Annotated in this window: 13 protein-coding genes and 3 pseudogenes; 8 read left to right on the top strand and 8 right to left on the bottom strand. The window is 68.9% G+C overall.

The window, feature by feature from the left end:
* Nucleotides 1–72 precede the first annotated feature (72 nt).
* Both ACFYM0_RS02540 and ACFYM0_RS02535 read right to left on the bottom strand, forming a co-directional pair.
* The gene (locus ACFYM0_RS02540) at nucleotides 73–783 is read right to left on the bottom strand and encodes an HAD family hydrolase (RefSeq protein ID WP_388495768.1); all 711 of its coding nucleotides are present in this window, start codon (nucleotides 781–783) and stop codon (nucleotides 73–75) included.
* A gap of 89 nt (nucleotides 784–872) precedes the next feature.
* Nucleotides 873–1199, bottom strand: a pseudogene (locus ACFYM0_RS02535) (LLM class flavin-dependent oxidoreductase); the annotation flags it as partial.
* Nucleotides 1200–1577: 378 nt separating this feature from the next.
* On the opposite strand from ACFYM0_RS02535, the gene ACFYM0_RS02530 reads away from it, so the two are divergent.
* Nucleotides 1578–2069 carry a flavin reductase family protein gene (locus ACFYM0_RS02530; protein WP_388495766.1) on the top strand — a complete coding sequence of 164 codons (492 nt, stop codon included), beginning with the start codon at nucleotides 1578–1580 and terminating at the stop codon, nucleotides 2067–2069.
* A gap of 939 nt (nucleotides 2070–3008) precedes the next feature.
* Nucleotides 3009–3176 (top strand): annotated as a pseudogene (locus tag ACFYM0_RS02525) (NADPH-dependent oxidoreductase); the annotation flags it as partial.
* A 263-nt stretch (nucleotides 3177–3439) separates the two neighbouring features.
* On the opposite strand, the gene katG reads toward ACFYM0_RS02525, so the two are convergent.
* On the bottom strand, nucleotides 3440–5629 hold the full coding sequence (katG, locus tag ACFYM0_RS02520) for a catalase/peroxidase HPI (protein WP_388495764.1): 2190 nt from the start codon (nucleotides 5627–5629) through the stop codon (nucleotides 3440–3442).
* Nucleotides 5630–5964: 335 nt separating this feature from the next.
* Between katG and ACFYM0_RS02515 the strand changes: the two are divergent.
* Nucleotides 5965–6369 (top strand): annotated as a pseudogene (locus tag ACFYM0_RS02515) (Fur family transcriptional regulator); the annotation flags it as partial.
* 457 nt (nucleotides 6370–6826) lie between these two features.
* Here ACFYM0_RS02515 and ACFYM0_RS02510 read toward each other — a convergent pair.
* Nucleotides 6827–7300 (bottom strand): hemerythrin domain-containing protein, encoded by a 474-nt coding sequence (locus ACFYM0_RS02510; RefSeq protein WP_388495762.1) that lies wholly within the window; start codon nucleotides 7298–7300, stop codon nucleotides 6827–6829.
* 971 nt (nucleotides 7301–8271) lie between these two features.
* Between ACFYM0_RS02510 and ACFYM0_RS02505 the strand changes: the two genes are divergently transcribed.
* From ACFYM0_RS02505 to ACFYM0_RS02495, 3 genes are all read left to right on the top strand, one after another.
* Entirely contained in the window at nucleotides 8272–8685 is a 414-nt protein-coding gene (locus ACFYM0_RS02505; RefSeq protein ID WP_388495760.1) for a DUF2231 domain-containing protein, read from the top strand.
* Nucleotides 8686–9127: 442 nt separating this feature from the next.
* The gene (locus ACFYM0_RS02500) at nucleotides 9128–9280 is read left to right on the top strand and encodes a hypothetical protein (protein WP_388495758.1); all 153 of its coding nucleotides are present in this window, start codon (nucleotides 9128–9130) and stop codon (nucleotides 9278–9280) included.
* Between the two features lie 396 nt (nucleotides 9281–9676).
* The gene (locus ACFYM0_RS02495) at nucleotides 9677–9865 is read left to right on the top strand and encodes a DUF6381 family protein (RefSeq protein WP_254386461.1); all 189 of its coding nucleotides are present in this window, start codon (nucleotides 9677–9679) and stop codon (nucleotides 9863–9865) included.
* A 62-nt stretch (nucleotides 9866–9927) separates the two neighbouring features.
* Here ACFYM0_RS02495 and ACFYM0_RS02490 read toward each other — a convergent pair whose 3' ends face one another.
* Nucleotides 9928–10254 carry a helix-turn-helix transcriptional regulator gene (locus tag ACFYM0_RS02490; RefSeq protein ID WP_388495755.1) on the bottom strand — a complete coding sequence of 109 codons (327 nt, stop codon included), beginning with the start codon at nucleotides 10252–10254 and terminating at the stop codon, nucleotides 9928–9930.
* Here ACFYM0_RS02490 and ACFYM0_RS02485 point away from each other — a divergent pair.
* Nucleotides 10204–10620: a hypothetical protein gene (locus ACFYM0_RS02485; RefSeq protein WP_388495853.1), complete on the top strand. Its 417-nt coding sequence runs from the start codon at nucleotides 10204–10206 to the stop codon at nucleotides 10618–10620. The two genes, ACFYM0_RS02490 and ACFYM0_RS02485, sit on opposite strands and share 51 nt — an antisense overlap.
* A gap of 302 nt (nucleotides 10621–10922) precedes the next feature.
* On the top strand, nucleotides 10923–11276 hold the full coding sequence (locus ACFYM0_RS02480) for a PRC-barrel domain-containing protein (protein ID WP_388495754.1): 354 nt from the start codon (nucleotides 10923–10925) through the stop codon (nucleotides 11274–11276).
* A 138-nt stretch (nucleotides 11277–11414) separates the two neighbouring features.
* Here ACFYM0_RS02480 and ACFYM0_RS02475 read toward each other — a convergent pair whose 3' ends face one another.
* The 3 genes from ACFYM0_RS02475 to ACFYM0_RS02465 form a co-directional block, all read right to left on the bottom strand.
* On the bottom strand, nucleotides 11415–11789 hold the full coding sequence (locus tag ACFYM0_RS02475) for a PRC-barrel domain-containing protein (protein WP_388495752.1): 375 nt from the start codon (nucleotides 11787–11789) through the stop codon (nucleotides 11415–11417).
* A gap of 95 nt (nucleotides 11790–11884) precedes the next feature.
* Nucleotides 11885–12313, bottom strand: coding sequence for a hypothetical protein (locus ACFYM0_RS02470; RefSeq protein WP_388495750.1), 429 nt, complete (start codon nucleotides 12311–12313; stop codon nucleotides 11885–11887).
* Nucleotides 12314–12362: 49 nt separating this feature from the next.
* On the bottom strand, nucleotides 12363–12584 hold the full coding sequence (locus ACFYM0_RS02465; RefSeq protein WP_388495748.1) for a hypothetical protein: 222 nt from the start codon (nucleotides 12582–12584) through the stop codon (nucleotides 12363–12365).
* Nucleotides 12585–12623: the final 39 nt, after the last annotated feature.

Here is a 12623-nt window from a genome sequence, read left to right as displayed (position 1 = left end):
CCCAGGACCCGTCGCTCCCGGCCAAGTGGGCGCCCCGCAAGTGCGGGGTCGGCAACGTCAGCGACGTCCGGCTCACCGATCCGTCATGTCCCGGCGGCGCCCCGCTGACGACGCTGCGCCCGCTACAGCGGCGAACGGGCTGCGGCTGAGGTTGGCGAGCAGATCCGCGGGATCGCGGTACACCGCGGCGGCCCCGGCGTCTTCCAGGTCGGCCTGCGGGATGCCGCCGCAGAGCAGGCCGACACAGGTCACATGGGCCCGGGTGGCCGCTTTCATGTCCCACACGGTGTCGCCGACGAACACGGCCCGCTCGGGCGGCACGTGGACGAGTTGAAGAGCATGCTGCACGGGCTCCGGTGCGGGTTTGCCTTCCTCCACGTCATCGGAGGAACTGGTCTTGGCGATGGCATCGTCGGCATCGATGGCCCGGCGAAGGGCGTCGAGTTCGCTGTCCTTGGCGGAGGTGACGAGGACGACCTGCCAATCGGCATCGGCGAGCGTGCGCAGCAGATCGGCGGCCGAAGCGAGGGCGGGAAGCCGGTCGAAGCTGGTGGCGTAGAGGGTGTCGTGCGCGGCACTGAGCCGGGCATCCTCCGCCTGGTCGCGGTCGCTGTCCAGGAGGTGGCCGAGCAGGTCTTCGCCGGGCAGGCCGATGGCTCGATGGATGGCGTGCATCGGGACTTGGTGCCCGGCCTGGCGCAGGGCCTCCCACCAGGCCGTCACATGGAGGTAGTTGGTGTCGGTGAGGGTACCGTCGACGTCGAAGAGTGCGGCACGGTTCATGGTGTCCGCTCCTCACAGTTCCCGCAGGGCGGGCAGTGGCTCGGCCTGCGCCCAGTCGAGGAAGGGCTCCTGCTGGGCGCCTCCCACTTGAGGTTCTCGCCTGAGCCCAGGCCGAGCCGGAAACGCCCCTGGGACAGGAGTTGCATGGTCGCGGCCTTCTGCGCGATCACCGCTGGCTGGTAGCGGAAGGTTGGGCAGGTCACACATGTCATGAGCGGGATACTGGACGTGGCCTGCGCCGCCGCACCCAGGACGCTCCAGGCATAGGGCGCGTGTCCTTGCGACTCCAGCCAGGGGAAGGAGTGGTCCGAGATGACGGAGAAATCGAAGCCCGCCCGCTCCGCCCCCACCACATGGGTGACCAGTTCGCGGGGCCCAGCCTGCTCGGTCATCATCGTGTATCCGATTCGCACCATGTATCCCAGACTGCCGCTATTCCTTCGCCAAGACGAGCGGAAGGCGAGCTCGCTCCCCCTGCAGGCCTCTCCCACTGGGCGAGGAGCGTTCCCTCACTCATCCCACGCACCCGGGCGACCCCCTCAGGCCGCTGGTGACTATTGGTCGACCCAAGACGAGCGAGACGTAGTCAGCGGAGCTCGAAACGGCACCTCATTCCGCCTGGTCCGGAGACGATCGGCGGATCCGGGGATAGGGATCCCGATCCTGGGCAGCCGCCTTCCAGTCGATCCGCTGTGGTGGTCATCCGTGCCGAGTGCATCTGACAGCGAGCCCTGGAGGTCGGGCCACTCCTCCCTCCGGAGCCCCCTGCCGCCTCCACACCCGAGGAGCTGATCGTGGCCGGACTGGACGGCTTCACCGAATCACTCGATTACCCGATGTACGTCGTGACGGCGGCGGCCGATGGCGAGCGAGCCGGCTGCCTGGTGGGATTTGCCACGCAGAGCTCGATCGACCCGCCCCGTTTCGTGGTGTGGATCTCCACGGCCAACCGCACGTACCGCATCGCACGCCGCGCCTCCCACCTGGCCGTGCACACCCTGCGACGTGAGCAGAGACGGACCGCAGCGCTGTTCGGCGGGCAGACCGGCGACGACGTCGACAAATTCGCCCAGGTGGCCTGGTGGCCTGGAGAAGGCGCGACACCGGTACTCACCGACTGCTGCGCTTGGTTCGTTGGCCGTGTGGAAGGCCTCATCGAAGGCGCAGGCGGAGACCACCTCGGCTTCCTGCTCGTGCCCGTCGCGCAGAGCCCGCCCGGACCCGCAAGGCCGCCGCTCATCCAGTTCAGTGACGTCAAGGACCTCTCGCCCGGGCACCCGGCCTGAGCCCGTGTCCCTTCGGCGCGCGCCGTCCGGGTCGGGCCCTCGCCCACCCCAACGAACATCGCGGCAAGTAGGAGGACGAGTCCGAGGATGACGAGCATGGCACGCGCCAGAGGTCTGCTCTCAGTGGCTTCGCGGCATGACGGCGCGGTCCGAATAGCCACCGCCCGAGGACGCGTAGATCGCACCCGTCACGTCCGTACTGCCGCACCTTCCGGCGGGCGCCCCCGGGAACCGAGGAATCACGACATGACCCTCTTCCGCGGCGAGGAGGTCTCCACAGAAGTCCTTCGCCTGGCCTTGCGCCCGTACCGGTCCTTCTTCGACCGCCTGTTCAGCACGTGACCACCGGCCCGAACGTCACAGCGCCTGCGTCTCCGGTACTCGCGCCCCGGCGCGTGCCTCCGGGATGGGCGTACTCAAGGGTATCGACCGGCGACCGAACGTCGCCGTGGGTGGCAGAGCAGGGTGATTGCCACGACAACGCTGGCACGAAGCATCACCAACCGCACCATTTGGCTCACCATGCGTGACGAGTGGCTCGCGGCCCCAACCTATGGTGTCGGCAGGCGCACACGCCTCCCCGGCGTGAGGATGGGGCCGCACAGCCCCTTCACCCCGACCGGCAGGAGCCCCGTCATGCTCGAGCGCACGCTTCGCTTCGCAAGGACACAACCGAGGTCACCTTCATCCTTCCCGCCGACACCCCACCAGGGCCGGTCAGCGTGGTCGGGGACCTCAACGAGTGGCAGCCTGGCGCTCACACCCTCACGCCACGCAAGGACGGCAAGAGGGCGGTCACCGTGACGCTGCCGGCCAAGACCACGCACTCCTTCCGCTATCTGGCAGCCGGCGACTACTGGCCAACCGCGCACTGCTGGCGATGCCGACCGGGTCTGAGAACCAGTCAGACGCCTCCGCCCGGTACGGACTCGTCAACCACTCACCTACGGCAAAGCCGCCGCGGTCTGCGTGGTCGGCAACGAGGACGGCGCCCACAAGGTCAGCGCCGATCTTTTCCAGGGCCTGAACGACGTCGGCTTCACCCTCGCCGCCCATACCGCCCACCTCGCCCGCTGCCTCAAGGCAGCCCCGTACCCGGCGAGTTGATCCCCCGCCACGGAGACCGGAAGAGACACATGCCGTCCCTCCCGGAACCCCGCGCGGAAGCGCATACGATCCTCTTGCCCGCTACGCCCGCCCGCCGTTTCGGCGGCCGGCAGCAGGACCTTCCCGGATCGAACGAGGAGATCCGCACCCGATCACGGAGAGCTCGACCGGGTGATGCCCGTACGGGATGTTCGCGCGTCCCGGGACCCACCGATGCCGGGGCGTCCTGGCCGACCGGTGAGCGGCCGGCCAGTGCCTCGGGGTCAGGCGAGGTCGAACCGGTCGAGGTTCATCACCTTGTCCCACGCCCCCACGAAGTCCCGCACGAACTTCTCTCCCGCGTCCTTCGACGCGTAAACCTCCGCGATGGCCCGGAGCTGGGAGTGTGAACCGAAGACGAGGTCGACGGCGGTGGCCGTCCACTTGACCTCGCCCGTCGCGACGTGGCGGCCTTCGAAGACGTTCTCGGCGGAGGCCGACGCCTTCCACTCGGTACCCATGTCGAGCAGGTTGACGAAGAAGTCGTTGGTCAGCATCTCCGGCCGGTCAGTCAGAACCCCGTGCGGGGACCCACCGAAGCCGGTGTTCAAGGCCCGCATGCCACCGGTCAGCACCGTCATCTCGGGTGCGGTCAGGGTCAACAGGCTGGCACGGTCCAGCAGGAGGGTCTCAGGCGAGAGCTTCTCTCCCGACCGGAGGTAGTTGCGAAACCCGTCCGCCCTGGGTTCGAGCACGGCGAACGACTCCACGTCGGTCTGGTCCTGCGAGGCATCCGTGCGCCCCGGTGCGAACGGGACCGCAATGGCATGCCCGGCGTTCTTCGCGGCCCTCTCGACAGCCGCACACCCGCCCAGCACGATCAGGTCGGCGAGCGAGACCTTCGTCCCAGCAGTCTGGGAAGCATTGAAGTCCTGCTGGATTCGCTCGAGGGCCTGGAGCACCTCAGCCACCTCGGGCAGGTCGTTGACCTCCCAGTCCTTCTGCGGCGCGAGCCGGATCCGCGCCCCGTTCGCCCCGCCGCGCATGTCTGTGCCGCGGAAGCTCGCCGCCGACGCCCAGGCGGTGGTGACGAGTTGGGGGACGGAGAGTCCCGTCGCGAGGATTCGGACCTTGAGGTCGGCGATCTCCGCGTCGCCGACCAGCGTGTGATCGACCTCGGGAACGGGGTCCTGCCACAGCTGCGGCGCGGGGATCCACGGACCGAGGTAGCGGGAGAGGGGCCCCATGTCGCGGTGCAGCAGCTTGTACCAGGCCTTGGCGAACGCGTCCGCGAGCCTGTCCGGGTTCTCGTGGAAGCCCTTCGAGATCGGCCCGTAGACCGGATCCATCTTCATCGACAGGTCCGTCGTCAGCATCATGGGCGCGTGCCGCTTCGACGGATCGTGGGCGTCGGGCACCGTGCCCTGGGCCGAGGGATCCGTCGGCGTCCACTGCTTGGCACCGGCCGGACTCGTCGTCAGCTCCCAGTCGTACCGGAACAGGTTGTCCAGGTACCCGTTGTCCCACTTCGTCGGCTCGGAGGTCCACGCGCCCTCCAGCCCACTGGTGAGCGCGTCGACGCCGGCCCCCGTGCCGTACGAATTCCTCCACCCGAGGGCCTGCTGCTCAATGGGGCAGCCCTCGGGCTCCGGACCGATGTACTCGGGGCCGACCGCGCCGTGGCATTTGCCGAACGTGTGGCCGCCGATGATCAGCGCGGCCGTCTCCTCGTCATTCATCGCCATGCGCCCGAACGTCTCGCGAATGTCCCTGGCGGCGGCCAGCGGATCCGGATTGCCGTTGGGCCCCTCGGGATTGACGTAGATCAGCCCCATCTGCACGGCGCCGAAGGGACCGGTGAGTTCCCTGTCACCGCTGTAGCGCTCATCTCCGAGCCAGGTGTCCTCCGACCCCCAGAAGATCTCCTCCGGTTCCCAGATGTCCTCCCGCCCGAATCCGAACCCGAACGTTTTCAACCCCATGGATTCGATGGCGCAGTTGCCGGCGAATACCAGCAGGTCGGCCCAGGAGATCTGCCGACCGTACTTCTGCTTCACCGGCCAGAGCAAACGGCGGGCCTTGTCGAGGCTCGCGTTGTCCGGCCAGCTGTTGAGGGGTGCGAAGCGCTGCGCGCCGGAGCCGCCCCCGCCGCGGCCGTCGGCGATGCGGTACGTACCCGCGGCGTGCCAGCTCATCCGGATGAACAGCGGCCCGTAGTGGCCGTAGTCGGCGGGCCACCACTCCTGCGAGGCCGTCATCACCTCGAAGACGTCCCGCTTCAGCGCGTCGACGTCCAAGGACGCGAACTCTGCCGCGTAGTCGAAATCCTCACCCATTGGATTGGACCCGGGAGAATTCTGGTGGAGAACCTGAAGGTCCAGCTGGTTCGGCCACCAGTCCCGGTTCGTCCTGGGGCGAGTCGGCGCGGGGGCCGGGGAGGGAATTACCGGGTTCTCGCTTTCGCTGCCGGACACGTCAGCCCTTCTTCCTGTCTTGGTGTCTACCTCTGCCGGCCGCGCTGCCCGCTCTTGACGCCGTCCGCTTTGCGAGTCGAGCACGGCGACTCACGCCGCCGACGAGAACATATCCTCACGGACGACGTCAATGGTCGAGCGCGTATCGGCGTCCGTATGGTCGCGCACCGCAGACCGCACCGCTACGAGAACACGCAGGGCACCACCACGTAACAAACACCCGAATTTCCAAGGGTGACATCTTCAGATCATCGTGATCTCCCCCGCCGATATGGAAATCGGAAAGCGGAATTGACGACCGTCCCGACATACATGCACTGGAGAGGCGAACCGAAATGAGCGACCTGCTGGAACGGCTGAGAGAGCGCGGCTGGCGCATGACGTCCCAGCGGCGCGTCGTCGCAGAAGCCCTCGACGGCGAGCACGTGCACCTCACGGCCGACGAGGTACACGCCCGCGCGGCACAGCGCCTGCCCGAGATCTCCCGGGCCACCGTCTACAACACCCTGGGCGAACTGGTCTCGCTCGGTGAGGTGGTGGAGGTCTCCACCCACGGCCGCGCGAAGCGCTACGACCCCAACGCGCACCACCCGCACCAGCACCTGGTGTGCTCCGGCTGCGGCATCATCCGCGACGTCCACCCGACCGGCGATCCCCTGGCCGCACTTCCGGCGGAGGAGAGGTTCGGCTTCACCGTGTCGGAGGCCGAAGTCACCTACCGCGGTCTGTGCCCCGCGTGCACTCCCGGCCAGCCACGAGCCGCGGGTACGGCGGACCGCCGAGCGCAGAGCCCGGGGCCTTCGGAGCTTGCCGACCACCTGTAGACCAGGGTGAACGTTCGCCGACCGCCGGGCGGGAGGGCAACGCGGCCGGCGGCGGCACTTCGGGGGAACCGGAGTACTCGCTGCCCGTCGAGCGTGGTGAAGACGGGCAGCGGCACCCGCTCGGCGCGGCCGTCGCAGGTCACGGATGCGGCGCGCGCGGGAGCTCGGCACGCATGCCTTGCCGGCGTCGCCCACCTCGGTAGGCCGAGCACCGGGACCGGCTCCGGGACCCCGAACTCCCCTTCGTGCAGTTCTCCGCCGACCCTGCGGCGCTCCCCAGCGGACCGGTCCACAAGTGTCAGCCGGTCCTCGCCCAGCTGCGGCGGATCTGTGGCCAGTGCCGAGCGGGCGGTCGACTGTCGCGGCCGTGGATTCACTGCTTGGCGCTGGGGACGGCAAGGGGCTCACCCGGAGCCTTCTTCTTCGCCTTCTCCATCTGTTCGCCGAGGTCGGTGAGCCGGTTGCGGCCCATCGCCTTGCGGACGTCCGGGAACCACTCCTTCTCCTCTTCCTCGACGTGGTGGCGGACGTTCTCCATGAGGACGGTCATTTTGGCGTCGAAGCGTTCGTCGGCCGGGTCCAGGTCCTTGAGCTCGGAGAGCATCCAGAGCACGACGTGGTGCTCCTCGATGCTCTCCAAGACGTGGTCCTTGGTGTCGGGGGCGGCCTCCCGAGCGGCCGGGTAGAAGATCTTCTCCTCGATCCAGGTGTGCGTGGTGAGTTCGTCGATCACCTTGTCGGCGATCTTCCGCTTCTCCGCATGCGCGGCGTCGCCCGCCTTCTCGAACTGCTTGAACAGCTTCTCCACCGTCTTGTGGTCTTCCTTGAGCAGCACGATCCCGTCCACCAGTGCCTCCTAGGCGTCGCCGTACCGGGCGGCGCGCCGGCCACCCCGACGCCGTCTACCCGGAAGGCGATCGTGTAGCTCGTCCGGAACGGAGGATTGACCCGGATGGGCGATGCGCCTACGCCGTGCGCCAACCGGGAGCGCCGCCCGAAGGGCGACTACGGGTGCCGGCAGCGACACGACGGAGACGCCTGTGCCCGGTGGATTCGCCCTCCACCTGCATACCCAGGGCGGCGTCCCGCAGCGGTGCCACGGCCTCGAGGACATCCGCCTTGCGGGGAGCCCGGTGGACTCCGCGTGGCCGGCGATGGCCTGGCCCACCAGCGTGAGCAGGAACCCGGCGGCCGAACCCATCCGGGAAGGACGCCATGAAGACGCTGTCCTGTGCGAAAACCACCCTTGCCCGGGCCCCGTAGACGTCGACCCGTTCCGCCGTCCCAGCCGCGGGCGGCAGCCGCAACGCCGCCAGGGCCCGGCCGCATGGCGCCTCGGCCTCGATCTCCTCCCGCGTCGCGGGAGCAAGTACGTCACACATCCGTACGCCGTCGGAGGCCATCAGCGCCCGCTCCAAGGAACGGGCCGCCGCCTCGGCCCGTTCACCGACCGTGGCGCACCCCGATGCCGCCAGGAACATCGTGCCCGCCAACAACCAGCCGGTGACCGGACGCATAGGACCGAGCAGGGCGCCGAGGAATGCCGCCGGTCCCTCCCATTCAGCCGCGACACGCGGTGCATGGCCCGGTCGTTCGGGTGCAGTTGGCGCCGAGGCGGGATCGCAGCGCGAGGCCGGGTAGGCGTCGAGTATGGACTCACACACCCCCGTCACCTCGCCCGCGGTCGGGCAGACCGCAGTGCTCGATACTGCCTCGGCATGGTGGCTGACGACACTGGACCGGCTCGAGCGGACAACGGCGGCCGACCCGGCCATCAGGTTGCTCCAGCGGGGAATCCGTTCACTTCCCCTGGGAGGAATGCACGATCTACTGCGTGGCAGGCCGCTCGGCCACCCGCTCCACCCCGTGCTGGTACAGGTACCCATCGGATGCTGGCTGTCAGCCTCGGTACTCGACGTCGTACCCGGGACACAGCGCGCGACGACCACCCTGACCGCCGTAGGACTGGCTGGGGTAGCCCCGGCAGCGATGGCGGGCTGGGCGGACTGGGCAGACCTGCCGCCCGAACAGGCCAGGGTCGGCCTGGCACACGCGGTCTCCAACGTCGCTGCCGTGGCCTGCTACACGGCGTCGCTGACGGCGCGGTTCCGCGGCCGCTCGGCGAAGGGCCGACTGTGGTCCCTCGGCGGACTGGCTGCCGTGGCCGTCAGTGGTGCGCTGGGCGGGCACGTGGCCTACCGGCAGGCCGTCGGAGCACACGCCGCAACCTGAGCGACACCTGCTGTGCGCCGCGCCCTCCTCCCCTGGGCCCGATGCGCCCCGTCAGGCAGCTGAAGTCCTTACTGGCCCGGCTGTCCAGCCTCTAGCCAAGCCCTGGCGAGCCGAGACCGCCCGCTCGCCATCGGTGACCCCTGCGGGCACGGGCTGAGCGCCGTCACAGCCGTCCACCGACCCGAAGACGATCACGGGGTCAGGTACACGGCTCGCCCACCCAGTGACCCACGTGAGTGCACAGGCCAGAGCCAATGAGGACGCGCGATCGGCGCAGCAGGTCACGTGTCCCACGCAGATTCAGGGTGCTGTGCCAGGCGAGTCCTGGATGCCGCGCTCGCAAATGGGCCAGTGCTCTGGTGTCCAAGCCCGTGGCGTGGAAGCGCGCGTCGATGTCGACACCGGTGATCACGGCCTCTGCACACGTAAGGCACATCCGGTAATGGACTTCGCCGACAACCTTCCGGACATGGACGAGGAGCAGGACCTCCTCACCGGAGCCGACGTCATCCGGGACATGCGAGGACAGCAGCTCGATGTGCTGATAGGCGAGGATCCTGCGGCGCAGCCGCCGGAGGATCCCTCCCCCGCGTGAGTGCCGACCCGCGCCGGCCGCGGGCACCGCGACTGGCCGGGCCGTACGGAACAAAGTGCTCGTAGGACGCGCATGTTGTCCGTGCATGCCGCACGTGTACCCGCGGGTCGGGCGCTCATGCGTGCTCGTCGGGAGCGCGCGTTGCTGCGGGCGGCGCCGGTCCCACGCGGGCCCACGCCGACGCGTTGTCGGCCCAGGAGCCAGGGGAAGGGGGGTCGCAGACCACGGAGAAATCGAATCCCGCGTTCCGCGCGCCGGGCCGGATGAGGAGGATCTGCCCAGTGCAGGGCCGGCAGGGCCGGGCGCGCTCCCGTGCCGGCGCCCCGCCTTCGGTGGCACGTATGCCTCTGCCCTGTTTGGCTGGAGAGAACGTACCCTCCGACACGAGGATTGATCATGAGCACCGAAAGCCAGCCGAGTGAGCGTGCCCAGCAGATGCGTGACAAGGCACAAGAACTGGAACAGGCAGCCCAGCGCGCAACAGATCCCGCGGAGCGGCAGCGGCTGACGGACAAGGCCATGCGCATCCGCGAGAAGAGCGAGCAGGAGAACGGCCCGGGCAGCGGAACCATGGACCCCATGTAGATCGCGGCACCCCGGGCCGTTTCCTGGGTCATGAGGGCGGAGCCGCCCGGCGGGCGGGCGGATCAGCCGCGGTCCGGCATGCGGTGAGCGGTGTCCTCCTCGGCGAAGAGGGCGAGGAGGCCTCCGATGTCGCGTTCGGCTTCAGCGGGGTGGCGGAACTTCGCTCCGGGCGTGATCCGGTAGTGGTTGCGGCGGCCTTCGCGTACCCGGGTGAGGTAGCCCTCGGCTTCGAGGTCGGCCACGATCGACTGGACTGATCGCTCGGTCAGCATGCAGGTCGTGGCGACGTCCCGCAGGCGTACTTCCGGGTCCCGGGCCAGAGCCAGGAGAACCCGTGCATGGCTGGTCAGGAACGTCCACGGCGTTCTGTCACGTGCATCATCACCCATGCCTCAAGCCTGCCCGGAATTTGTATTTACGCACACATTTTCGCGCAATTATTGACGCATGTCGGATGGGTGCCGATGATGCTGTTGAAGGCGCGACCCCAGGCGCATATGGGGGCAGACATGGTCGGGATCATGTACGAAGACCGCCTCGATACCACGGCCGACGGGCTCGAGATCGGTGTGACCCCCGGACTCCAGCCCGGCACGGTGCACGTCTGCGTGAGCGGTGAGATCGACTTCGACAGCGCCGCCGTCCTGCGCCGCACGCTTCTGGCCGCGCGCGTTCTTCGTGCACGGTCTCCCTGTCGCCATCGCGCCGAGCGGGGCCACAAGAAGTGTCTTCAGCACGTCGCGCTCCTGCCCTGAAGACCGGGCGCCAATCCCGGAGCACCCGCACGCGTCGGCGGAGGAGACCAACCGCGCGCCGCAGTCACCGTACCGGCACCCGGTGCGCCAGGGCAGGGAGTGACGACGGCGGTACCACGCCGGGAGCGCGGTGAAGAACCGGTTTCCCGCCGCGGGGGACGGGCAGCCGCCACAGAGGGACTCCGAGCAAGACGAGGAGGCCGTCATGAACGAGCAAGGCGGTGCCGGAGGCGTACCTCCCCACGGCGGCCGCGGCGCACGCCCGAAGAGCCGGAACAGTGAGGAGAAGCGAGGCGAGAGCGATGAATGAGGCAGGGATCTGGGGCTACGGACAGGACACCGGCCACCGGACGGGGAACGATCTGATCGGCTACAAGGTCGAGGCCACGGACGGGCACATCGGCAAGATCGACAAGCACTCCGAGGACGCGGGAGCGTCCTACCTCGTCGTCGACACCGGCGTCTGGATCTTCGGCAAGCACGTGCTGCTTCCGGCCGGCACCATACGCCGGATCGACACCGCCGACGAGACGGTCTACGTCGACCGGACCAAGGAGCAGATCAAGAACGCACCCGAGTTCGACGAGACGAAGCACTCGGGCGAGCCCAGCTACCTGGAAGAGTTCGCCCGCTACTACGGCATGCCCCACATGTAGTCGGAGGGTGGCAGCGGCAGCGGGCCGTCGGTTGCTACGCGCATCGAAAGATGCACAGTCCTTGGCCGGAACGGGAAATGGGCCCCGACTCCTTGAGTCGGGGCCCATTCAGACGCCGGGTCAGTCGGTGACGTCCGTTCAGACGATGCGGCCGCCGAAGGGGCCGCCGGTGCCGGTGGAGTAGTAAGTACCGAGCTCCGCGTGGTATTCGGGGTCGCCGAGGTGCTTCTCGCGGTGGAACTCCGGTGAGTTCTTGATCTGTTCCTTGGTTCCGTCGACATAGACCCGCTGCTCGGCCGGGTCGATCCGGGTCACGGTGCTCGCCGGGAGCAGGACCTCCTTGCCGAAGATCCAGACCCCGGTGTCCACGACCAGGTAGGCGTCGCCGGCCTCGTCGGAGTGCTTGTCGACCTTGCCGATGTGGCCGTCGGTGGCCTCGACCTTGTAGCCGGTCAGATCGGTGCCGGCCAGGTGGCCGGCCGTCGACTTGTAGCTCCACACATGCTCAGTCACGCGAAACAACTCCTTCTGCCTTGGTGCCCTACGCGGCGGTGTTCCTGCCCCGTCCGGACTCGCCTGCCCCGCACCCGGTGCTTCATTCGCGTGTGTCAGAGTTCGGCGCGCGTGGCGGACTGGGCGGCGCGTACGGCGACGTTGGCCGCGTCCTGTACGAGCGGCGCCGCCGGACCTCCGCCGCCGGTCAGGGTCCAGCCGCAGAGGGCCGCCCAGGCCAGCGCAGCCGAGGCACCCTTGGCGCGCTCGGTCCGGTGGGGCAGGAAGGTACCGAAGAGCAGTGCGTCCCCCGCGTCGACGGCGACCCGGCACAGTACGGCCGTGCGCAGCGCGCCGCCTGCGGGGACCGCGACCATGGCCGCGCCGATGACGGCGTCGCGGACGCCGAGGGCGCGGATCAGCAGTGCGGAGGAGCCCTGTTCCGCGAGGCCGCAGGGGCGGGCCAGCACCTCGGGTCGGCAGGCGACCGCCACGCCGTACCCCAGGGTGGCCACGCCCATCACCCGTGCCGCTACGGTACGCATCCGCCACCACTCCATTTCATTGGTTCTGGCGCATTGGGGCCCGGCCCGCCTACGGCTTCGGACCGTGCGGGCGGTCCTGCTCTTCGCGGCCGATGCCCGGGCGCTGCCGCTTGGCCTCGTGTCCGCCGGCATCGGCTTCGCCGTCGCCCCCATCGGGATGCCGGACGACGGCTTCGTCAGCCTGTCGGCGGGCCTCGCGGTCGCCACTCTCCCCCTCGGCCTCGGACGGGGTGGTGCGCGGTTGACGCCGGGATTTCTCGTGGGCCGTCATCTCGTCCTCCTCCGGTGGTGCGGTCTTTCGGCGCCTACC

It is taken from the genome of Streptomyces sp. NPDC006487 (assembly GCF_042870555.1).
GTDB lineage: Bacteria > Actinomycetota > Actinomycetes > Streptomycetales > Streptomycetaceae > Streptomyces.
Note: the sequence above shows the minus strand (reverse complement) of the source record. Positions and strands in the feature narration are given on the sequence as shown.

Bases quoted from the DNA above. Each gene is read 5' to 3' on its own strand.
- ACFYM0_RS02540 (WP_388495768.1), bottom strand. From the start codon at position 783: ATGAACCGTGCCGCACTCTTCGACGTCGACGGTACCCTCACCGACACC.
- ACFYM0_RS02505 (WP_388495760.1), top strand. From the start codon at position 8,272: ATGCACGATCTACTGCGTGGCAGGCCGCTCGGCCACCCGCTCCACCCC.
- ACFYM0_RS02500 (WP_388495758.1), top strand. From the start codon at position 9,128: ATGGACTTCGCCGACAACCTTCCGGACATGGACGAGGAGCAGGACCTC.
- ACFYM0_RS02495 (WP_254386461.1), top strand. From the start codon at position 9,677: ATGAGCACCGAAAGCCAGCCGAGTGAGCGTGCCCAGCAGATGCGTGAC.
- ACFYM0_RS02485 (WP_388495853.1), top strand. From the start codon at position 10,204: ATGGCTGGTCAGGAACGTCCACGGCGTTCTGTCACGTGCATCATCACC.
- ACFYM0_RS02490 (WP_388495755.1), bottom strand. From the start codon at position 10,254: ATGGGTGATGATGCACGTGACAGAACGCCGTGGACGTTCCTGACCAGC.
- ACFYM0_RS02480 (WP_388495754.1), top strand. From the start codon at position 10,923: ATGAATGAGGCAGGGATCTGGGGCTACGGACAGGACACCGGCCACCGG.
- ACFYM0_RS02470 (WP_388495750.1), bottom strand. From the start codon at position 12,313: ATGCGTACCGTAGCGGCACGGGTGATGGGCGTGGCCACCCTGGGGTAC.
- ACFYM0_RS02465 (WP_388495748.1), bottom strand. From the start codon at position 12,584: ATGACGGCCCACGAGAAATCCCGGCGTCAACCGCGCACCACCCCGTCC.